19 protein-coding genes and 2 pseudogenes are annotated in these 20,380 nt (G+C 66.6%); 12 read left to right on the top strand and 9 right to left on the bottom strand.

Going from position 1 to position 20,380, the window contains the following annotated elements; genetic code table 11:
* Positions 1-514: pseudogene (locus CYU89_RS12650) on the top strand (dihydrolipoyl dehydrogenase); the annotation flags it as partial.
* Between the two features lie 72 nt (positions 515-586).
* Here CYU89_RS12650 and CYU89_RS12655 read toward each other — a convergent pair.
* Together CYU89_RS12655 and CYU89_RS12660 are read right to left on the bottom strand one after the other, a co-directional pair.
* Complete coding sequence (locus CYU89_RS12655) at positions 587-790, bottom strand: DUF2061 domain-containing protein (protein WP_296281454.1); 204 nt, start codon at positions 788-790, stop codon at positions 587-589.
* 107 nt (positions 791-897) lie between these two features.
* Positions 898-1,839, bottom strand: coding sequence for a hypothetical protein (locus CYU89_RS12660; protein ID WP_296281455.1), 942 nt, complete (start codon positions 1,837-1,839; stop codon positions 898-900).
* A gap of 417 nt (positions 1,840-2,256) precedes the next feature.
* Between CYU89_RS12660 and CYU89_RS12665 the strand changes: the two genes are divergently transcribed.
* The 9 genes from CYU89_RS12665 to CYU89_RS12705 all read left to right on the top strand — a co-directional run bounded on the left by CYU89_RS12665 (position 2,257) and on the right by CYU89_RS12705 (position 9,426).
* A complete protein-coding gene (locus CYU89_RS12665) occupies positions 2,257-2,628 on the top strand; it encodes a hypothetical protein (protein ID WP_296281457.1) in 372 nt (123 codons plus the stop codon).
* A 24-nt stretch (positions 2,629-2,652) separates the two neighbouring features.
* Positions 2,653-3,450, top strand: a complete 798-nt coding sequence (gene atpB, locus CYU89_RS12670; RefSeq protein WP_296281460.1) for a F0F1 ATP synthase subunit A — start codon at positions 2,653-2,655, stop codon at positions 3,448-3,450.
* Between the two features lie 64 nt (positions 3,451-3,514).
* On the top strand, positions 3,515-3,814 hold the full coding sequence (gene atpE, locus CYU89_RS12675) for a F0F1 ATP synthase subunit C (protein WP_055939490.1): 300 nt from the start codon (positions 3,515-3,517) through the stop codon (positions 3,812-3,814).
* Positions 3,815-3,919: 105 nt separating this feature from the next.
* A complete protein-coding gene (locus CYU89_RS12680; protein ID WP_296281469.1) occupies positions 3,920-4,390 on the top strand; it encodes a F0F1 ATP synthase subunit B in 471 nt (156 codons plus the stop codon).
* Positions 4,391-4,407: 17 nt separating this feature from the next.
* Positions 4,408-4,935, top strand: a complete 528-nt coding sequence (locus tag CYU89_RS12685; RefSeq protein ID WP_296281471.1) for a F0F1 ATP synthase subunit delta — start codon at positions 4,408-4,410, stop codon at positions 4,933-4,935.
* A gap of 46 nt (positions 4,936-4,981) precedes the next feature.
* Positions 4,982-6,529: a F0F1 ATP synthase subunit alpha gene (atpA, locus tag CYU89_RS12690; protein WP_296281474.1), complete on the top strand. Its 1,548-nt coding sequence runs from the start codon at positions 4,982-4,984 to the stop codon at positions 6,527-6,529.
* Positions 6,530-6,613: 84 nt separating this feature from the next.
* A complete protein-coding gene (gene atpG / locus CYU89_RS12695; RefSeq protein WP_093489856.1) occupies positions 6,614-7,477 on the top strand; it encodes a F0F1 ATP synthase subunit gamma in 864 nt (287 codons plus the stop codon).
* A 39-nt stretch (positions 7,478-7,516) separates the two neighbouring features.
* Entirely contained in the window at positions 7,517-8,923 is a 1,407-nt protein-coding gene (atpD, locus tag CYU89_RS12700) for a F0F1 ATP synthase subunit beta (RefSeq protein WP_296281476.1), read from the top strand.
* Between the two features lie 80 nt (positions 8,924-9,003).
* Positions 9,004-9,426: a F0F1 ATP synthase subunit epsilon gene (locus CYU89_RS12705; protein ID WP_093489858.1), complete on the top strand. Its 423-nt coding sequence runs from the start codon at positions 9,004-9,006 to the stop codon at positions 9,424-9,426.
* A 59-nt stretch (positions 9,427-9,485) separates the two neighbouring features.
* Here the strand turns inward: CYU89_RS12705 and CYU89_RS12710 are convergent, their stop codons facing one another.
* A complete protein-coding gene (locus tag CYU89_RS12710; protein WP_296281478.1) occupies positions 9,486-9,890 on the bottom strand; it encodes a GtrA family protein in 405 nt (134 codons plus the stop codon).
* Positions 9,891-9,932: 42 nt separating this feature from the next.
* Here CYU89_RS12710 and CYU89_RS12715 point away from each other — a divergent pair, with 42 nt between their 5' ends.
* Positions 9,933-10,889, top strand: coding sequence for a glycosyltransferase family 2 protein (locus CYU89_RS12715; RefSeq protein WP_296281480.1), 957 nt, complete (start codon positions 9,933-9,935; stop codon positions 10,887-10,889).
* Here CYU89_RS12715 and CYU89_RS12720 read toward each other — a convergent pair.
* Positions 10,855-12,432 carry a glycosyltransferase 87 family protein gene (locus CYU89_RS12720; protein ID WP_296281482.1) on the bottom strand — a complete coding sequence of 526 codons (1,578 nt, stop codon included), beginning with the start codon at positions 12,430-12,432 and terminating at the stop codon, positions 10,855-10,857. The genes CYU89_RS12715 and CYU89_RS12720 overlap by 35 nt on opposite strands.
* Positions 12,433-12,510: 78 nt before the next feature.
* Here CYU89_RS12720 and glmU point away from each other — a divergent pair, with 78 nt between their 5' ends.
* Complete coding sequence (gene glmU, locus CYU89_RS12725; RefSeq protein ID WP_296281484.1) at positions 12,511-13,878, top strand: bifunctional UDP-N-acetylglucosamine diphosphorylase/glucosamine-1-phosphate N-acetyltransferase GlmU; 1,368 nt, start codon at positions 12,511-12,513, stop codon at positions 13,876-13,878.
* A 178-nt stretch (positions 13,879-14,056) separates the two neighbouring features.
* On the opposite strand, the pseudogene CYU89_RS12730 reads toward glmU, so the two are convergent.
* The 5 genes and pseudogenes from CYU89_RS12730 to CYU89_RS12750 all read right to left on the bottom strand — a co-directional run.
* Positions 14,057-15,457: pseudogene (locus tag CYU89_RS12730) on the bottom strand (HAMP domain-containing sensor histidine kinase); the annotation flags it as partial.
* Entirely contained in the window at positions 15,382-16,719 is a 1,338-nt protein-coding gene (locus CYU89_RS12735) for a sigma-54 dependent transcriptional regulator (RefSeq protein ID WP_296281485.1), read from the bottom strand. The gene CYU89_RS12735 and the pseudogene CYU89_RS12730, both read right to left, overlap by 76 nt.
* A gap of 129 nt (positions 16,720-16,848) precedes the next feature.
* Complete coding sequence (locus CYU89_RS12740; RefSeq protein WP_296281487.1) at positions 16,849-18,072, bottom strand: FtsX-like permease family protein; 1,224 nt, start codon at positions 18,070-18,072, stop codon at positions 16,849-16,851.
* Positions 18,073-18,095: 23 nt separating this feature from the next.
* Positions 18,096-19,406 carry an ABC transporter permease gene (locus tag CYU89_RS12745; protein WP_296281488.1) on the bottom strand — a complete coding sequence of 437 codons (1,311 nt, stop codon included), beginning with the start codon at positions 19,404-19,406 and terminating at the stop codon, positions 18,096-18,098.
* 75 nt (positions 19,407-19,481) lie between these two features.
* Entirely contained in the window at positions 19,482-20,204 is a 723-nt protein-coding gene (locus tag CYU89_RS12750; RefSeq protein WP_296281490.1) for an ABC transporter ATP-binding protein, read from the bottom strand.
* Positions 20,205-20,380 lie beyond the last annotated feature (176 nt).

Below are 20,380 nucleotides of genomic sequence, written 5' to 3' on the forward strand. Positions count from 1 at the left end.
CACCAACGTGCCGCACATCTTCGCCATCGGCGACCTGGTCGGCCAGCCGATGCTGGCGCACAAGGCGACGCACGAGGGCAAACTGGCGGCGGAAGTGGCCGCCGGCGAGAAGAAGGAGTGGGTGGCGCGCGTGATCCCGTCGGTGGCCTACACCGATCCGGAAATCGCCTGGGTCGGCGTGACCGAGACCGAAGCCAAGGCCAAGGGCCTGAAGATCGGCGTCGGCAAGTTCCCGTGGGTGGCGTCGGCGCGTGCGGTCGGCATCGGCCGCGGAGAGGGCTCCACCAAGCTCATCTTCGACGAACACACCCATCGCATCATCGGCGCCGGCATCGTCGGCGTGCATGCAGGCGACCTGATCGGCGAACTGGCGCTGGCGATCGAGATGGGCGCGGAAGCCGGCGACATCGGCGCGACCATCCATCCGCATCCCACGCTCAGCGAATCCGTGGCGATGGCGGCCGAAGTCTACGAAGGCACCATCACAGACCTGTACATTCCGAAGAAGAAGTAGCGTCGCCTTCAGGCGCACAAACGAAAAGGCCGCGCATCAGCGCGGCCTTTTCGTTTCGGAACGGTCAACGTCTCAGGCGGGTAGCGGCATCGCCTTCGCAGCCCGGCGCGCTTCGATCCGCTTCCACACCTTCTCGTGGAAGTGGAATACGACGGTATTGCAGGCCGGTTCGATCAACGCCAGCGCACCGCCCACCAGCAGGCTGCCGGTGAACAGGTAGCCCAGGGTGAAGGCCACCGAGAAATGCAGGATCGCGAAGCTCAGGGTCTTGTTCACGGCGGGGCTCCAGATGAGAACAGGTCTCAAGTATGGGCGCCCCGCACGTGCCGTCCAATGAAACGTTTCGCTGGGATCGATAAGCGAGATCTATCGATAGGACCGGATCAGAAGCGGAATGTCACGCCTGCCATGGGTCCGTGGACCTTGAACTGGCCGGTCAGCTTGCCGGTGACCTCGACGGTCCCGACACCGGACTCGGGCGGCGCCTCGAAGGATCCGCGATAGTCGTTGGCGAGCTTGAGGCGGAACCAGTCATAGCCGACGTGAATCCCCAGGCGCTCGGTGACCAGGTACTCGAGGATCAGGCCGCCGCGCTCGAAATGTCCGCGCTCCTCGACGAAGTCACCCCAGCGCGTGTCCAGATACTGGCCCTGGGCCTCGATACGCAGCCGCTCGGTCGGCGCCCAGCTCACGCGGGTGTGCAGGTTCGGCGAGATCCCGTCCTTCTTCCAGCGGAAAGACTCCCACTGCGGATCGATCTCGCCCGTGCCGGTGCTGGTACCGGTGCCGCTCGCCTCCAGCACCGCGTGGGTGACGCCGGCGCCGAGGCCCCACTGGAAGCGCGGCGTGTCGATGACCGCGAACTCGTAATTCAGGCTGGCCAGTTCGAAGCTCAGGCGGCCGTCGACATCGATGGCGGGGATTTCGACCGGTTCGCCGGGAATCTCGACCTCATCGAAAATGTTGCCGGGGTCGACCCAGTCGCCATCGAAGTTCCACGACTGGTTGCGACGGTAGTCGTAGTAATTCAGGCGCAGCGACTGCCGCGGCGACATGGCGAAGGCAAGCTCGCCGCGCGGCCGCCAGCGGCCATCGGAATCGATGCCGCCCGCCGCCGCCAGCTCCTCAGTGCGCTCGCCGTCGGTGGCGACGCCGGTACCGTCGAAGCGGATGTTGGCCTCGGGATTGAAGGCGGACAGGCGGACTTCGATGCGGGCGTCGTCGCTGAAATCCTGCGCGGCGGCGGTGGTGGCGAGCAGCGCCAGCGGCAGGCAGGCGAGCAGGGAAACGAAGGTGGGGGTGTTGCGGGGGCAGGGCCGGTTCATGGGCGCTCCATGCGTCGAGGGGGAGCACTACCTTCATGGCCCGCGGGTCGTCATCGGGTGAATTGGATGAACGTCAGGCCCGGCGACGTCTTCCCGATGCCACAAAAAAGTGAAGCCCCGGGGGCAGCCGGGGCTTCGTGGAAGGCCTGTGGCGGAGCATCGGACGAGGAAGTTGAGCAGCAGGCCCTGCAAGGACTGACAGGGAGTTTCCGGCAAAGTTCCGGAGAATTCCCGGGAAAATTCTGAACAGGGGAAACGGTTACACGCAGGCGGCGCAAGGGCTGCGGGCGGCGTGTGCCCCCGAGGCCCGCTTTCTACCTTTGGCGGTTGTCCCGGAAATTGTCCCGCTGCTATACTTTTGCGGCTCGGCGAGGCGCTTTACCGCCTTGTACCCCGCCAATTCCGTAGGGCTTTCGTGTGCTGAATTCCGTCGCTACGGGCCGGCGGCTAGTGTTGCGCGCCGCTGTCTGGCAGGCGGGGGCGGTGCTGCTGGTCGCGCTGCTGTTCCTGCTCCGGGGCGTGCCCCAGGCGGTCGCGGCGGCGGTCGGAGGGCTGGCGATCGTGGTCGGCGCGCTGCTGGCGGCCTGGATGGCCTTCGGTGGCGGCGTGCTCGGGGCCGTCTCGGCGGTGCTGAGGCTCGTCGCGGGCATGGTGGTGAAGTGGGTCGTGGTGATCGGCGTGCTGGTGGTTGGCGCGGGGCTGTACAAGCTGCCCCCGTTGCCTCTCCTGGCAGGCGTGATCACCGGACTGGTGGCACAGGTGCTGGTCGCGACCGGCAAGCAGCGATAACCCAACTAGAAAGGTTTCCGACTCATGGCGGGCGAGGCTCTTACTCCCACCAGCTACATCCAGCACCACCTGAAGAACCTCACGGCCCAGGTGGGTGGCGACGGTCCGTTCTGGACGATCAACGTCGACACCTTCGTGACCGCCGTGCTGATGGGGCTGCTGATCGTGTTCGCGTTCTGGCTGGCGACCCGCAAGGCGACCGCCGGCGTGCCGGGCAAGTGGCAGGCCTTCGTCGAGATCATGCTCGAGTTCGTGGACAAGCAGGCCCGCGACACCTACCACGGGACCAGCAAGCTGGTGACGCCCATCGCGATCACCATCTTCTTCTGGATCCTGATGATGAACCTGCTGAAGATGATCCCGGCAGACTTCATCGCCAAGCCACTCGAGCTGATGGGCGTGCATTACTGGAAGCCGGTCCCCACCGCCGACGTCAATGCCACCCTCGGCATGTCGATCAGCGTGTTCTTCCTGATGCTGGTCTTCGCGTTCCGCTCCAAGGGTCTGGGCGGGTTCGCCAAGGAATTCCTGACGGCGCCGTTCGGCAAGTGGATGATGCCGTTCAACCTGATCCTCAACATCGTCGAGTGGGTCAGCAAGCCCATCTCGCTGGCGATGCGACTGTTCGGCAACATGTTCGGCGGCGAGATCGTCTTCCTGCTGATCTGGGTGCTGGGCGGCGCGGGCATCGTCGGCATGCTCGGCGGCGCAGCATTCGGCCTGGGCTGGATGCTGTTCCACCTGCTGGTCATCCCGCTGCAGGCCTTCATCTTCATGATGCTGTCGATCGTCTACCTGAGCTTGTCGGAAGACAGCCACTAACGTTTCCGCTTCACCGTTCCCTTCGTACCATCCACCTTTCAAGCACTTAGTTCCGGAGATCACCATGGAAAGCATCCTCACCAACCTCGCCCAGGTCCAGGCTTCGACCGCCCTCGCCATCGGCATCATGATCGGCCTGGCCGCGCTGGGCGCCGGTCTGGGTCTGGCCATCATGGCCGGCAAGTTCCTGGAATCGGCTGCCCGCCAGCCGGAACTGATCCCGGTCCTGCAGGTGCGCATGTTCATCACCGCCGGCCTGATCGACGCCGCGTTCATCATCTCGGTCGCCGTGGGCCTGCTGTTCGCCTTCGCCAGCCCGTTCATCACGATCTTCACCGAACAGCTGGCCAAGCTGGCGGGCTGATCCGTCGCGTGCACGCCTGACCGCGCGCTCCGGCCCGCGGTCAGTCACCAGGCGTAGCTGGGCCGGCGCGATGTGCGCGGGCCCTTCATCACCGGCAGGTTTACGATGAATATCAATCTCACTCTGTTCGCCCAGGCGCTGGCCTTCGCCGGCCTGATCTGGATCATTGCGACCAAAATCTGGCCGCCGCTGCTCGCTGCCATCGAAGAACGCCAGCAGAAGATCGCCGAAGGCCTCGCTGCCGCCGACCGCAGCCAGAAGGATCTGGCGCAGGCGCAGGAAAAGGTCAACGAAGCGCTGAAGGACGCCCGCGTCAAGGCCAACGAGATCATCGACCAGGCCCACGCGCGCGCGAACCAGATCGTCGATGCGGCCAAGAACGAAGCGATCGCCGAAGCCAACCGCCAGAAAGAACTGGCGCAGGCCGAGATCGACGCCGCCGCCACGCGTGCCCGCGAGGACCTGCGCAAGCAGGTGTCCGCGCTGGCCGTCAGCGGTGCCGAGAAGCTGTTGAAGCGCGAGATCGACGCCAACGCCCACAAGGCGCTGCTCGACGAACTCGCCGCCGAAATCTGATCCGGACGACCCGATCGATGAGCCAGGCCCTGACTGTCGCACGCCCCTACGCCCGCGCCGCCTTCGCGACGGCGCGCGACGAAGGCAACTTCGCCGCCTGGTCGCAGGCGCTGGGTTTCGCCGCGCATGCCGCGGCGGACCCGCGCGTGGCCGCGCTGTTGCCGAATCCGCAGCTGCTGCCGGCGGACGCCGTGTCGCTGCTGTCGCCGGACGGCGCCAGCGAGGCGTTCACCCGCTTCCTGGGCATCCTGGCCGATGCGCGCCGCCTGCCGCAGTTGCCGGAGATCGCCGGCCTGTTCGAGGAGCTGCGCGCCGACGCCGAGCATGTCGTGAAGGCGAAGGTCACCTCCGCCACGGACCTGCCCGCCGGCGAACTCGACGTGATCAAGGCCGCCTTGAAGAAGCGCTTCGGCCGCGAGGTCGAGGTGGAGACGGCGGTCGACGCGTCGCTGATCGGCGGCGCCGTGATCGATGCCGGCAGCGTGGTGATCGACGGCTCGCTGAAAGGCAAGCTGGCGCGCCTGCAGTCGGCGCTGACGCACTGAATTCCCATTGAACCGCCGCGCGCAAGCGGGCACACAGGACTTACCCATGGCTACCACGCTCAACCCCTCTGAAATCAGCGACCTGATCAAGACCCGTATCGAGAAGGTCAAGCTGGCCGCGGAGTCGCGCAATGAAGGCACCGTCACCAGCGTGTCCGACGGCATCGTGCGCATCTTCGGCCTGGCCGACGTCATGCAGGGCGAAATGATCGAGCTGCCGAACAGCACGTTCGCGCTCGCGCTGAACCTGGAGCGCGATTCGGTCGGCGCCGTGGTCCTGGGCGACTACGAGCACCTGCGCGAAGGCGACGTGGCCAAGACCACCGGCCGCATCCTGGAAGTGCCGGTCGGTCCGGAAATGCTCGGCCGCGTCGTGAACGCGCTGGGCGAGCCGATCGACGGCAAGGGCCCGCTTGGCACCTCGCTGACCGCGCCGGTGGAGCGCGTCGCCCCGGGCGTGATCTGGCGCAAGTCGGTCGACCAGCCGGTGCAGACCGGTTACAAGTCGGTCGACGCGATGATCCCGATCGGCCGCGGCCAGCGCGAGCTGATCATCGGCGACCGCCAGACCGGCAAGACCGCGATGGCCATCGACGCCGTGATCAACCAGAAGGGCACCGGCATCAAGTGCGTGTACGTCGCGATCGGCCAGAAGGCTTCGACCGTGGCCAACATCGTGCGCAAGCTGGAAGAGAACGGCGCGCTGGCCCACACCGTGGTCGTCGCCGCCACCGCTTCCGAATCGGCCGCGATGCAGTACATCAGCGCCTACTCCGGCTGCACCATGGGCGAGTACTTCATGGACCGCGGCCAGGACGCTCTGATCGTGTACGACGACCTGTCCAAGCAGGCCGTCGCCTACCGCCAGATCTCGCTGCTGCTGAAGCGTCCGCCGGGCCGTGAAGCCTACCCGGGCGACGTGTTCTACCTGCACTCCCGCCTGCTCGAGCGCGCTGCCCGCGTGTCCGAGGAGTACGTCGAGAAGTTCACCGAAGGCAAGGTCACCGGCAAGACCGGTTCGCTGACCGCGCTGCCGATCATCGAAACGCAGGCCGGCGACGTGTCCGCGTTCGTGCCGACCAACGTGATCTCGATCACCGACGGCCAGATCTTCCTGGAAACCGACCTGTTCAACGCCGGCATCCGCCCGGCCGTGAACGCCGGCATCTCGGTGTCGCGCGTCGGTGGCGCCGCCCAGACCAAAATCATCAAGAAGCTGTCGGGCGGCATCCGCATCTCGCTCGCCCAGTACCGTGAGCTGGCCGCGTTCGCGCAGTTCGCCTCGGACCTGGACGAAGCCACCCGCAAGCAGCTGGAGCGTGGCCAGCGCGTCACCGAGCTGATGAAGCAGAAGCAGTACGCGCCGATGTCCATCGCCCTGCAGGCGCTGTCCATCTACGCCGTCAACGAGGGTTACCTGGACGACGTGCCGGTCAACAAGATCCTGGCGTTCGAAGATGCGCTGCACGCGCACTTCACCAACACCCAGGGCGCGCTGGTCGATACGGTCAACAGCACCGGCAACTGGAACGACGAGATCGAAGGCGCCTTCAAGAAGGGCATCGCCGAGTTCAAGCAGACCGGTACCTGGTAATTGCGTAGGGTGGGCCTCGGCCCACCGTTCGTAGGCAGGCGGATCGCAGGTCCGCCCGACGAAGACGAAACAAGCGAGCGAGACATGGCAGGCGGACGCGAAATCAAAACCAAGATCAAGAGCGTGCAGAACACCCGCAAGGTGACGCGCGCGCTCGAGATGGTCTCGGCCTCCAAGATCCGCAAGGCGCAGGACCGCATGAAGACCTCGCGCCCGTACGCGCGCGCGATGAAGCAGGTGATCGGCCACCTGGCCCAGGCCAACACCGACTACCAGCACCCCTTCATGGTGGAGCGCAAGGACGTCAAGCGCGTCGGCTTCATCATCGTGTCGTCCGACCGCGGCCTGGCCGGCGGCCTGAACAACAACCTGTTCCGCAAGATGCTCGGCGAGATCCGCCAGTGGAACGAGAAGGGTGTCGAGGTCGACGTGGTCACCATCGGCCAGAAGGCCTCGGTGTACTTCCGCCGGGTCAAGGTCAACATGCTGGCCAGCGTGTCCCACCTGGGCGATGCGCCCAAGCTGGACCAGCTGATCGGCGTGATCAAGGTGATGCTGGACGCCTACACCGAAGGCTCGCTGGACCGCGTGTTCGTCGTCTACAACGACTTCGTCAACACGATGACCCAGCGCGCGGCGTTCGACCAGCTGCTGCCGCTGCCCGCCGCGGAAACGCAGGTCGCGCACCACGACTGGGATTACATCTACGAACCCGATGCCGAGACCGTGCTCGACCACGTGATCACGCGCTACATCGAGTCGCTGGTGTACCAGGCCGTGCTGGAGAACATCGCGTCCGAGCATGCGGCGCGCATGGTGGCGATGAAGGCCGCCAGCGACAACGCCAACAAGCTCATCGGCACCCTGCAGCTGGTCTACAACAAGGCTCGCCAGGCGGCGATCACCCAGGAAATCTCCGAAATCGTCGGCGGCGCGGCGGCAGTCTGACGCGCGTAGTCACAAGAATTCATCTAGAGGAATGCAGCAATGAGTCAGGGCAAGATCGTTCAGATCATCGGCGCGGTGGTTGACGTCGAATTCGCGCGCAACGAAGTGCCGAAGGTGTACGACGCGCTGAAGGTGGAGAACACCGCCATCACGCTCGAAGTGCAGCAGCAGCTCGGCGACGGCGTCGTGCGCACCATCGCCCTCGGTTCCACCGACGGCCTGAAGCGCAACCTGGTCGCCGTGAACACCGACAAGGCCATCTCGGTGCCGGTCGGCGCGGGCACGCTGGGCCGCATCATGGACGTGCTGGGCAACCCGATCGACGAAGCCGGCCCGGTGCAGGCGTCGGATCATTGGGAAATCCACCGTTCGGCCCCGTCGTACGAGGACCAGTCCTCGGCCAACGACCTGCTGGAAACCGGCATCAAGGTCATCGACCTGATGTGCCCGTTCGCCAAGGGCGGCAAGGTCGGCCTGTTCGGCGGCGCCGGCGTCGGCAAGACCGTCAACATGATGGAACTGATCAACAACATCGCCAAGGCGCACTCGGGTCTGTCCGTGTTCGCCGGCGTGGGCGAGCGTACCCGCGAGGGCAACGACTTCTACCACGAGATGAAGGACTCCAACGTCCTCGACAAGGTGGCGATGGTGTACGGCCAGATGAACGAGCCGCCGGGCAACCGCCTGCGCGTCGCGCTGACCGGCCTGACCATGGCCGAATACTTCCGCGACGAGAAGGATGCGTCCGGCAAGGGCAAGGACGTGCTGCTGTTCGTCGACAACATCTACCGCTACACGCTGGCCGGTACCGAAGTGTCGGCGCTGCTCGGCCGCATGCCGTCCGCCGTGGGTTACCAGCCGACGCTGGCCGAGGAAATGGGCGTCCTGCAGGAGCGCATCACCTCGACCAAGACCGGTTCGATCACCTCGATCCAGGCCGTGTACGTGCCCGCGGACGACCTGACCGACCCGTCGCCGGCCACCACGTTCGCTCACCTGGACGCGACCGTCGTGCTGAGCCGTAACATCGCTTCGCTGGGTATCTACCCGGCCGTGGACCCGCTCGACTCGACCAGCCGCCAGCTGGACCCGAACGTCATCGGCCACGAGCACTACGACACCGCGCGCCGCGTGCAGTCGACGCTGCAGAAGTACAAGGAACTGAAGGACATCATCGCCATCCTCGGCATGGACGAGCTGTCCGAAGAAGACAAGCAGGCCGTGTCGCGCGCCCGCAAGATCGAGCGCTTCTTCAGCCAGCCGTTCCACGTGGCCGAAGTGTTCACCGGCTCGCCGGGCAAGTACGTTTCGCTGAAGGACACGATCCGCGGCTTCAAGGCGATCGTCGATGGCGAGTACGACCACCTGCCGGAGCAAGCGTTCTACATGGTCGGCGGCATCGAAGAAGCGGTCGAGAAGGCCAAGAAGCTCGCCGAGAAGGCGTAAGCACCTGAGGCGGGCCTCGGCCCGCCTTCGCGGCAATCCGTGGCGGACACAGGTCCGCCCTACACGGCAAAGAGAGTTCCATGAGCACCATCCGTTGCGACATCGTCAGCGCCGAGCAGGAAATCTTCCACGGTGAAGCCACCCTGGTCGTCGCCACCGGCGAGCTGGGCGAGCTCGGCATCGCGCCGAAGCACGCGCCGCTGATCACCCGCCTGAAGCCGGGCAAGGTGGTGGTGACGCTGGCCAGCGGCGAGCAGCTGGACTTCGCCATCTCCGGCGGCATCCTCGAGGTGCAGCCGCAGGTCGTGACCGTGCTGGCCGACACCGCCGTGCGCGCGACCGACATCGATGAAGCGCAGGTCCGCAAGGCCAAGGAAGAAGCCGAACGCGTGCTGTCCCACAAGGACCCGAAGATGAGCGTGGAAGAAGCCCAGGCCCAGCTGGCCATGAGCATCGCCCAGCTCAGCGCGCTGGAGCGCCTGCGCAAGAACCTCAAGCACTGAGGTCTACGCCAGAACGCTGTATTGGAAACGCCGGCCTCGCGCCGGCGTTTTCGTAGGCGTCAGCGGTAGACCACGTGCCGCCAGAGGAAGAAGGCCACAAAGGCCAGCACGCCTTCCACCAGCGGCTTGGCCAACCAGGCGTGCGCCAGGCCCAGCGACGTGGCCACCCAGGTCACCGCCAGCGTGCTCGCCACCGTCAGCGGCACCCACACCAGCAGGAACTTGGCGAAGCGCCACCAGCCCAGGCGTGCGGCACCCTCGCTCGCGAAAGTCACGCGTCCGTTCAACCAGAAACCGAGCAGCGCGCCGCCCACGCGGCTGGCGAGATTCGACGCCGCCGCTGGCATGCCGAGCGCGGTCAGCGCCACGAACAGGGCCCAGTCCACCAGCAGCTGCAGCGCGCCGATGATGAGGAAGCTGCCGCCCTGGCGAAGCAGGACGTGCCTGGAAGACGGAGAGGCCATGCAGCGATGGTAACCCCGGTCACGCATCGCTTGCCGTGTAAGATGCCCGCGCCCGTCGTCGACCGGACCGTCGCCTTGCGCATCGCCGTACTGATTCCCTGCCACAACGAAGCGCCGACCGTGCAGAAAGTCGTCGCCGATTTCCGCGAGGCGCTGCCGGAGGCCGAGGTGTGGGTGTTCGACAATGCCAGCGCCGACGCCACCGCCCTGCTGGCGGCGCAGGCCGGTGCACAGGTGCGGCATGTACTGGCGAAGGGCAAGGGCAACGCGGTGCGGGCGATGTTCCGCGACGTCGATGCCGATATCTACGTGATGGTGGATGGCGACGATACCTATCCTGCATCCGCCGTGCGGTCGCTCATCGAGGATATTGCGGAGGGACGGGCCGACATGGTCGTGGGCACGCGGCTGGAGTCGCACGATCGTGCCTCGTTCCGTCGCTTCCACGGCATCGGAAACCGACTCGTGCGCGGCTGCATCAGCGCCCTGTTCGGCCACCCGGTCCGCGACGTGCTGTCCGGCTACCGCGTGTTCTCGCGTCGCTTCGTGAAGTCCATGCCGGTGCTTTCGCGCGGCTTCGAGATCGAGACCGAAATGACGGTGTTCGCGCTGGCCAATGGCTTCGTGCTGTCCGAACGCGTCATCGAGTACGGCACGCGCCCCGATGGCAGTGAATCCAAGCTCGACACCTACCGCGACGGGATGCGGGTACTGAAGACGATCCTGTTCCTGTTCAAGGACATGCGGCCGCTGCTGTTCTTCGGTGTGCTGGCGGCGGCATGCATGGTATCCAGCCTTGGATTCGGCGCCATCGTCATCCATGAGTTCGCGCGCACGGGCTTGGTCACCCATCCATCAACCGCTGTGCTCGCGGTCGCATTCGCCTTGGTCGGGGTGGTGTCGATGGCGACCGGGCTGATCCTGGATACCGTCAACCGGCGCACGAACGAGATCCAGCGGCTGATCACCGACCAGGTGCTGTCGCAGCGCAGACCGTAGGCGTGGGCGTACCCCGTGTCAGCGGGCAGAGCGCCAGGTCCCCCAGGCTTGTCGACACGGGAAGACAGGGGCCCTGAGCGACCAGACCGTAGGCACCCAACGCCTCGTTCGCCGCTGGCGTGGAGGCCAAGCGAAGCAGGTAGACCGGTCCCTCATGCGACCGAACGCGTTGTTCGGCCGCCACCTGCAACCCCGTGCAGCGCGTCGGCGCCATGAAATTGTTGCGAATCGATACCGCGGCGATTCGCCGAGGCAGGTATGCCACGGCGTACGCCATCGGATCATCGTCCGCCAGCACCACGAGACTGTCGGCGGGCAGCGCCGGCATCCGTACCGACACCATGGGCGTGACGAAGGGCGAGCGACCCCAACTCGGTCGGTTGGTGGCCACGACCAGTAGAACGGCGAGCGCCACCATGGCAGGTCGTACATAGCGGGCTGGCAGCCGCGTCGATACGACGCCGAAGAGGGCGATGGAGCAGAGCAACTCCAGCGCGAACAGGTAGCGGTAGATGCCATAGAGCATTACCCACACGGCAAAGCTGACCAGCGCGAACGCGAGAAGGGCATGGGCGATCGGCATCGCGGCGGCGTCCCGCTGCCGTCCCCGCCACACCGATATCCACCACGCGCCAAGCGAGGCGAAGCCGAGCAGTACGCGGGGGTCGGCAAGCTTCCCTTCCGAGAAGCGGCTGCTGTCGGTCAGCAGATGGAACGGTACCAGCAGGGCATCGATGCCGTGCGGAATGAAGCGGCCGTCCTTGTGCGCCTGCGGCAGCGCGTCGACCGAACCGAACCAGTCATTGAAGTAGGGAAACAACGGGTTGCCATGCGCCTGCCAGAGGTGGAGTGCCCACGGGCCAGCCGTCAGTGCCGACCCGGCCAGGCCGCCGATCGCCAGCGCGAGGATGCGCAGCGGCAGCCCGCGCATCGGGCCACAGGCCAGGGCGGCCGCGATGAAGCCGATGCAGTACAGCGCGCCGGTGAGCTTCAGGCCCGCGCACGCGCCGGCCATCAGGCCCGCCGGCAGCCAGGTCGCCCATGCGTGGCGGCGTCCCTGCGAGTCCGCGATCCACCACAGCGCCGCCATCACCCCTGCCGCCACGACCGCATCATTGAACGTGGTACCGATGCTGGGCATCACCGCCGCTCCCGTGACGGCGGCCAGGCCGGCCATCACGGTACGCGTGGCGCTGCGTCCCAGCGGCCACGCCAGGTCCAGCAGGCGCAGCGCGAAGAGGATCGCGATGAACGAAGGCAGTGCCAGCCACATCGATACGAGCCATCCGGGCAGGCCCGCCTTCACCATCCAGGCGAAGGGAATATCGAGCGCCGGGTTGTGCCACGTCTGCAACTGCGCCGCCGCGATGTCATCGCCGAAGCGGCCGTCCAGCAGCGCGGATGGCGTATAGAGGTGGTAGTTGCGCAGGTCCCAGTTCGCGTCCTGCCCCTGCTTGAACAGCGCAAGCAGCACCAGCAGCAGTGCGACGACCCACGCAAGCCGTCCGTCGCGGAGAGGGGTGGAGCGTATGTGCTGGGTCATGGGCAGGGTCGTGCGGGGGACTGAGTTGATACCATCGCACCAAGGTCGAAGGCCGTCATCATCGTAATGGGAAACCACATGAAACCACTCCACGTCGTCATCCTCGCCGCCGGCGAAGGCAAGCGCATGAAGTCCGCGCTGCCGAAAGTGCTGCAGCCCATCGCCGGACGCCCGATGCTGGCGCACGTGATCGAGGCGGCGCGCGCGTTGTCGCCGGCCGGCGTGCATGTGGTCTACGGTCATGGCGGCGACCAGGTGCAGGCAGCCTTCGCCGACCAGCCGGACCTGCACTGGGCGCACCAGGCACAGCAGTTGGGCACCGGCCACGCCGTGGCCCAGGCGATGCCCGATGTCCCCGACGGCGCACGCGTGCTGGTGCTGTACGGTGACGTGCCGCTGACGCGCAGCGAGACGCTGCAGCGCCTGCTCGATGCGCCCGGGCGGCTCGCGGTGCTGGTGGCCGAGCCGGTCGATCCGACGGGTTACGGACGCATCGTGCGCGACGAGGCGGGCCGCGTGGCCGCGATCGTCGAGCACAAGGATGCCGATGAGGAACAGCGCCGCATCCGCACCATCAATACCGGCATCATCGCCGCCGACGGCAGTGCGTTGAAGGGGTGGCTGGCACGCCTGTCCAACGCTAACGCGCAGGGCGAGTACTACCTGACCGATGTCTTCGCGATGGCGGCGGAGGAATTCACCCCTGCGGAAATGGTGCTCGTGGGCGAGCCCATCGAGGCCGAAGGCGCGAACGATCCCTGGCAGCTGTCGCAGCTGGAACGTGCCTACCAGCTTCGCGCGGCGCGCGCGCTGTGCGTACAGGGTGCGCGCCTGGTCGACCCGGCGCGCTTCGACCAGCGTGGCACGGTGACGGTGGGCCGCGACGTGCAGATCGACGTCGACGTGGTGCTGGAAGGCACGGTCGAACTGGGTGATGGCGTCGTCATCGGCCCGTTCACGCGCCTGAAGGATGTTTCGCTCGCGGCCGGCACGCAGGTGCGCGCGCACTGCGACCTGGAAGGCGTCACCAGCGAAGGTGCCGCATTGATCGGCCCCTATGCGCGCCTGCGTCCCGGCACCGTGCTTGCCGATGGCGTGCACGTGGGCAACTTCGTCGAAACGAAGAACTCGCGCATCGGCATGGGCAGCAAGGCGAACCATCTGACCTATCTCGGCGACGCCGTCATCGGCACCGGCACCAACATCGGCGCCGGCACCATCACCTGCAACTACGATGGCGTGAACAAGTCCACCACGACGATCGGCGATCGCGTCTTCGTCGGTTCGAACTCTTCGCTGGTCGCGCCGGTGACGCTGGCGGATGGCGCCACCATCGGTGCGGGCTCCGTGATCTCGAAGAATGCGCCGGCCGACACGTTGACGGTGGCGCGTGCGCGCCAGGTCAGCATCGAAGGTTGGCATCGACCGGTGAAGAAGCCGAAGTGACGTAGGGCGGGCTCAAGCCCGCCATGGGCGGGGCATTCGGACGAAAGCCCGTTGAATCGGCATCGCGGCGGCCAGCCCTCACCCCTTGCCCTCTCCCGGAGGGAGAGCGGGAGTCGGTGCCATGCTGGTCCGGCTTCGGGTGCGGACAAGTGGATTCGGTGTCCGGGCTTTGGACAGATCAGTTTTCCGGCAACTGGATCGACACGCACAACCCCCCGCCGTCGCGGTTGTGCAACGACAGCCGGCCGCCATGCGCTTCGATGATCTCTCGCGTCAGCGCCAGGCCCAGGCCGGTGCCGTTGCGCTTGGTCGAATAGAACGGCACCAGCGCGTTCTGCAGCACGGCGTCGTTCATGCCAGTGCCGCGGTCCATCACCTCGATACGCAGCCAGTCGGGCAGGCGCGTCAACCGCACGGACACGCCGTTGGCGGTCGTGCCGGATTCGTGCGCGTTCTTCAGCAGGTTGAGCAGCGCCTGCTCGAGCTGCGCGACGTCGATGCGGCCGTCGATCTCGGTTTCGGTCATCAGCAGTTCGAAACCGATCTGGCGCTGCAGGCCTTCGAAGAAGGCGCGCCAGTGCACCGTCTGCAGTTGCGGCGAGGGCAGCTTGGCGAAGCGCGCATAGCCGCGGATGAAGCCCTCGAGGTGGCGTGCGCGTTCTTCGATCGTGCCGAACACCTCCTCCAGGCGGTCGTATCGTTCACGGCGCACCAGCTCGGCACCGGAATGCGCTAGCGAGGCCACCGGCGCCAGCGAGTTGTTGAGCTCGTGGCTGATCACGCGGATGACCTTCTTCCAGGTCATCACCTCCTGGCGGCGCAGTTCGCTGGTCAGCAGGCGGAGCAGCAGCAGTTCGTGCGGGCGTCCATTGAGACGGAAGGTGCGGCGGGCGAGGTGGTACACCTGTTCCTCGCCGTCCTCTTCCTCGCTGCCGATGGCGAACAGGCTGTCACCGCCCCGGCCCAGTGCTTCGCGCATCTCGACCGGTGCCGCGGCGATCAGCGTGTCATAGTCCTGTCCCTCGAGCTTCCAGCCGCTGTGCAGCAGCTTGCGGGCCGCGACGTTGGCGAAGATCACCCGACGCACCGCATCGCCCCCCGGGGCGATCAGCAGCATGGCGACGGGCGTGTTCTGCACCATGGTGTCCAGCAGCAGTTCGCGCTGCACCAGGCTCAGGCGCTGTTCCCGCAGTACCTCACCGAGTGCCGCGTGCGACCGCACCAGTTCGGCGAGTTCATCATTGCCGCGCCAGTGGATGCCGAAGTTGTACTCGCCGTCGCGATAGCTGTTGACGCTGCCGGCCAGGGCGCGGAACAGCGAATACGTGCTGCGCAGGCCGCGGCGTATCGCCCACATCGCCAGCGGCAGCACGATGATCGCGGACGCCAGTACGGCGACGACGTCGTCGCCGATCCAGTGCGACAGCAGCACCGGCAGCACCACGGCCAGTGCCAGCAGCGGCAGCAGCCAGGACAGGATGCGGCCGGCGAGCGAGCGACGCATCATGGGGCCGTGATGCCGAAGCGTTCCATGCGCCGGTACAGGGCCTGCCGGCTCATGCCGAGGTCCGCCGCCGCCTGTGCGATGACACCACCGGCGCGCGCGATGGCGGCTTCGATATCGGCACGCTCGGGTTCGGCGGCGACCGCGGTGCGCACCGGCGCCGGTCGCGGCAGGTTGAGATCGGTGGCTTCGATGCGCTCGCCCATCGCCAGCAGGCCGGCGCGCTGGATGACGTTGCGCAACTCGCGCACGTTGCCGGGCCATGCGTGGCGCAGCAACGCGGCGCGTGCGCTCTCGCCCAGCGGCTTGTCGGCGGGCCGGAAACGCTCGGCCAGCGGCAGGATGTCGCCGGGACGCTCGGCCAGCGGCGGCAGCGCGAGCTCGATCGCATTGAGGCGGTAGTAGAGATCTTCGCGGAAGCCGCCCTCGCGGATCATCGCGGGCAGGTCGGCATTGGTCGCGCTGATCACGCGCACGGTGACATGGCGCTCGCGGTTGGAACCCAGCCGTTCGAAGCGGCCCGTCTCCAGCACGCGCAGCAGCTTCATCTGGCCGGTGAGCGGCAGGTTGCCGATCTCGTCCAGGAACAGCGTGCCGCCGTCGGCGGCCTCGAACTTGCCCTCGCGCGCCTTGTTGGCGCCGGTGTAGGCGCCGGCGTCGGCGCCGAACAGCTCGGCTTCGATCAGCTCCGACGGCAGTGCGCCGCAGTTGAGCGTGACGAACGGGCCGGACTTCACGCTGGAATTGGCCTGGATGATCTCCGCGATCTTCTCCTTGCCCGCGCCATTCGGCCCGGTGATCAGCACCGGCAGGTCGGAGCGCGCGACCTGGCAGGCGAGCGCGACCACGCGCTCGCTGGCGGGATCCTCGAACACCAGGTTGCGCAGGTCGTACCGGCTGGACAGTTGGTCGCGGCCGCGCCGTTCGCGGCTGCGGCGGCGTTCCAGTTCGGTGCGCGCTTCGGCCAGTTCCAGCAGCGTGTTGACCGTGGCCAGCAGCTTGCGGTCGTCCCAGGGTTTGGCGACGTAGTCGGCTGCGCCGGCCTTCACCAGGTTCACCGCGACTTCCAGGTGCGTCCATGCCGTCAGCAGGATCACCGGCATGTCCGGCCACTGCATGCGGATGTCGGCGAACAGCTGTTCGCCCTCCGCGCCGGAGGTGGTGTCCTGGGTGAAGTTCATGTCCTGGATGACCAGGTCGACCTGCTGCTCGCGCAGCACCGCCAGCCCCGCGTCCGGCGATTCCGCGTGCAGCGTGTCGATGTCGTGCAGGGAGAACAGGACTTCCAGCGCCGTACTGACGGCGAGGTTGTCGTCGATGACGAGGATGGTGGGCATGGCGTGGCGGACCGGGGCTTGAGGCGGGTAGCACGTAGCGAGGAGGGAGTGGAGCGTAACGAGGAACGAGGGGCGTTGCGTCCTCTCGCTCCCCGTTCCTTCGCACGCGCTCCCTGCGCCCGGTCGAGTTTACGCGGTACGCGTGGCGACCGCCGGCGGCACCGAGGCCGCCTTGCGTGCGGGGCCGTAGACCGCCACCTGGCCCAGCAACCACAGCAGCACGGCGCCGACGGGCAGGTACAGCAGCGGCAGGCGGGGCAGCTCATACTTGCCCATCAGCAGCTGGTTGATGCCGTAGGCCAGGATCATGCCGATGACGATGCCGATGGTCGCCAGCAGGAAGTTCTCGGTCAGGAAGTAGCGCAGGATCTGGCCCTTCGTGGCGCCCAGCGCCCGGCGGATGCCGATCTGCTTGGTGCGCTGCTGCACCCAGAAGCTGGCCAGCCCGACGATGCCCAGCGCGGTGACGACCAGCAGCGAGATGATCACGGTGATGAGCAGCCAGGCCATCGCGCGATCGCCGCGGTAGTAGTTGTGCTTGATGTCTTCGAACGTCCCGTCTCGCAGCACCAGGCGGCGGGCACTGTTCTTCTCCAGCGCCGCCAACGCGGCCTTTATCACCTCGGTGCGGCGTTCCGGTGCGGTACGCAGCACGAACGTTCCCATGGTCAGGTCCTTCGCGGGCAGGATCATGGTGAAGCCGCCTTCGGCCGGCCCGCCGTTGTCGTTGGTGCGGATCAGCCGATCGACCACGCCGACCACGCGGTGCGGCGCGTTGTCGGTATTCCATGAGTAGATGTTCTTGCCGACGGCACTCTCGCCGGGAAACAGTTTGTTCGCCAGCTCCCGGCTGAGGATCACGGCCGGCATCACGAACTTTGCGTTCTGCTTGTTGATCTCGGTCCAGCTGACGTATTCGTCCGCGTTGAAGTCGCGGCCTTCCACCAGCTTCAGGCCGAGCGTCTCGACGACCGCATCGCCAAGATAGATGTTCGCCTGCGCACTGGGACGCTCCTGTTCGGGCGCGAGCTGGATGGAGCTGTTCCACGACGAGTTGTCGAACGGCACATGGTTGATGCTGCCGGCGGCCTTGACGCCCGGCAGGGCGCGCAGGCTGGCGACGTCCTGCCTGACCAGCGCATCGGCATTGGGATCTTCGCCGAGGTTGCCCATGCTGATCCGCACGATCTCCTCGTTCGCCAGTCCGGTGGGGCGATCGATGCGCTCCAGCCGCTGGGTGATCAGGAAGACCGCGTTGCAGATGATGGCGCACGACAGCGCCACTTCCAGCACGATCAGGGCGGCGGCCGTCTTGTGGCGGGCCAGGGTGGAAAGGATGGGGCGGATGTCCATGACGTGCCTCTTGGATGAATGGGTCACTGGCTCTTGAGCTGGATGGCGGGCGTCACCTGCATGGCGCGCCAGGCGGGCAGCATGCCGGCGAGCAGGCTGGCGACGATCGCCAGCGCGAAGGTGGCCAGCAGCATCTTCAGGTCCATGTGCGCGAGGTCGGCATAGCCTGCCGGTTGCTGGCGGACCGCCAGCAGGCCTAGCCAGGCGAGTACCAGGCCAAGCACGCCGCCGACCAGGCCGACGGTGCCGGCTTCGACCAGGCATTGCGCGAAGATGGCCTTGCGGGTCGCCCCGAGTGCACGCCGTACGCCGATCTGCGAAGCGCGGCCGAGGAATTTCGCCAGCAGCAGACCCACCGTGTTGAGCAGGCAGACCGCCAGGAAGCCGAACGCCAGCCACATCTGCAGGCGCACGTCGCCAGGCACCGCGCCCTGCTTGTCCAGCCACTGCATCACGTTGTGCAGGTCGACGTTGGTGGCGCGCTCGAAACGGCCCGCCGCCCGCTGCTGGTCGGAGTAGTTCTGCAGGTACTGCTTGTACGCCTCGACCTTGGCCGGCGTGCCCAGTTCCACCCAGTACTGCAGCCATGAACACGGCGCGTTCGGGCCCTGCGAGCCTTCCTCGTCCGCGCTCGAGTCGCCCCAGCAGTTCATGTTGCCCTGCGTGCCCATCTTCACGGCGCGGGAGGTCCAGAAGGGCACGAACAGCTGCTCGACCTCGGTGAAGCGGTCCTGGGTCATGTCGTAGAACTTCGGTGCCGGGCGCCACTCGTCCAGCACGCCGATCACGCGGAAGGTCGCACCGGACGCCTTGATGTCGCGACCGACGCTGTTCGCGCCGCCGAAAAGCTTCTCGTTGAGCGCCTTGGAAATCACCGCCACGCGCGCCCGCGATTCGTCGTCCGCCGCCGACCAGCCATTGCCGTAGCGGAACGGCACGTCGAACATCGGGAAGAAGTCGGCGGTGGTGTAGCGCGCATCGACGCGGAAGGGTTCGATGCGGCCATCCTCCGTTTCGATCGATGAAGCACCACCGGTCATGAAGGCCTGGCGGTCGCCCTTCTTGTCGCGCAGCAGGTGTTCGGCGTCGTAACGCGTGAACTGGTCCTCCGGCTCGTCGCCCGGCGTGAAGCCGTTCGCCGATCGCGGGTCGATGCGCGGATAGAACAGCTTGTCGCTCTTCTGCGGGATCGGGTCGCCGGACAGCACGTAGAACACGGTCAGCGTGGTCATGCTGGCGCCGATGCCCAGCGCGATGGCCAGCACCATCAGGAAGGTCAATGCCTTGTTGCGCTTGAAGCTGCGCAGCGCAAGGGAGAAGTAGTAGCCGAACATGCGTGGCTCCGTAGGGTGGGCCCTGGCCCACCATGGGGTTGTCTTGGGTCTGTCTGCGGTGGGCCGAGGCCCACCCTACGCGGACGCGTTGGCTTCGGCGGCGTGGGCCGCGCGCATCAGCGCGGGCTCCACCGACAGGTCGGTGGCCATGCCGTCCACGATGTGCACATTGCGCTGCGCTCGCGCGGCGAGTTCCGGATCGTGCGTGACCATGACGATGGTCGTGCCCTGGCGGTTGATCTCTTCGAGCAGCTCCATCACGCCACGCGCCATCTGCGAATCGAGGTTGCCGGTCGGTTCGTCCGCCAGCAGCAGGCGCGGGCTGCCCGCCAGTGCGCGCGCGATCGCGGTGCGCTGCTGCTGGCCGCCCGACAGTTCGGCGGGGAAGTGCTTCATGCGCGAACCCAGGCCGACGCGCGCCAGTGCGTCTTCGATGCGCTGCTTGCGCTCGGCGGCCGGCATGCCGCGGTAGCGCAGCGGTACGTCGACGTTGTCGAACAGGTTGAGATCGGGGATCAGGTTGAAGCCCTGGAAGATGAAGCCGATCTTCTGGTTGCGCAGGCGCGAGCGCGCGTCGTCGCCCAGGTGGCTGACGTCTTGCCCGTCGAGGAGGAACTGCCCGCCGGTGAACGTCTCCAGCAGCCCGGCGATGTTGAGGAAGGTGGTCTTGCCGGAACCCGACGGGCCGGTGACCGCGACGAACTCGCCCTCGCGGACATGCAGGTCCAGGGAACGCAGCGCGTGCGTTTCCACCTGTTCGGTGCGGTAGACCTTGGCGACTTGGCGCATCTCAAGCATGGCGGGTTCCTTCTTCGGGTTCTGGTGCGGAATGGATGGCGGGGGAGGGACGTGGGGGAGCAGCGTGTGGAGTAGGGGAGATCAGTTGACCGAGACGCGCTCGGCATCGCCGAACAGGTCGCTGCCGGAGACGACGACCTTGTCGCCGGGCTGCAGGCCACCGAGCACTTCGATGT

The sequence above is a fragment of the Pseudoxanthomonas sp. genome (assembly GCF_002863005.1).
Taxonomy (GTDB): domain Bacteria; phylum Pseudomonadota; class Gammaproteobacteria; order Xanthomonadales; family Xanthomonadaceae; genus Pseudoxanthomonas_A.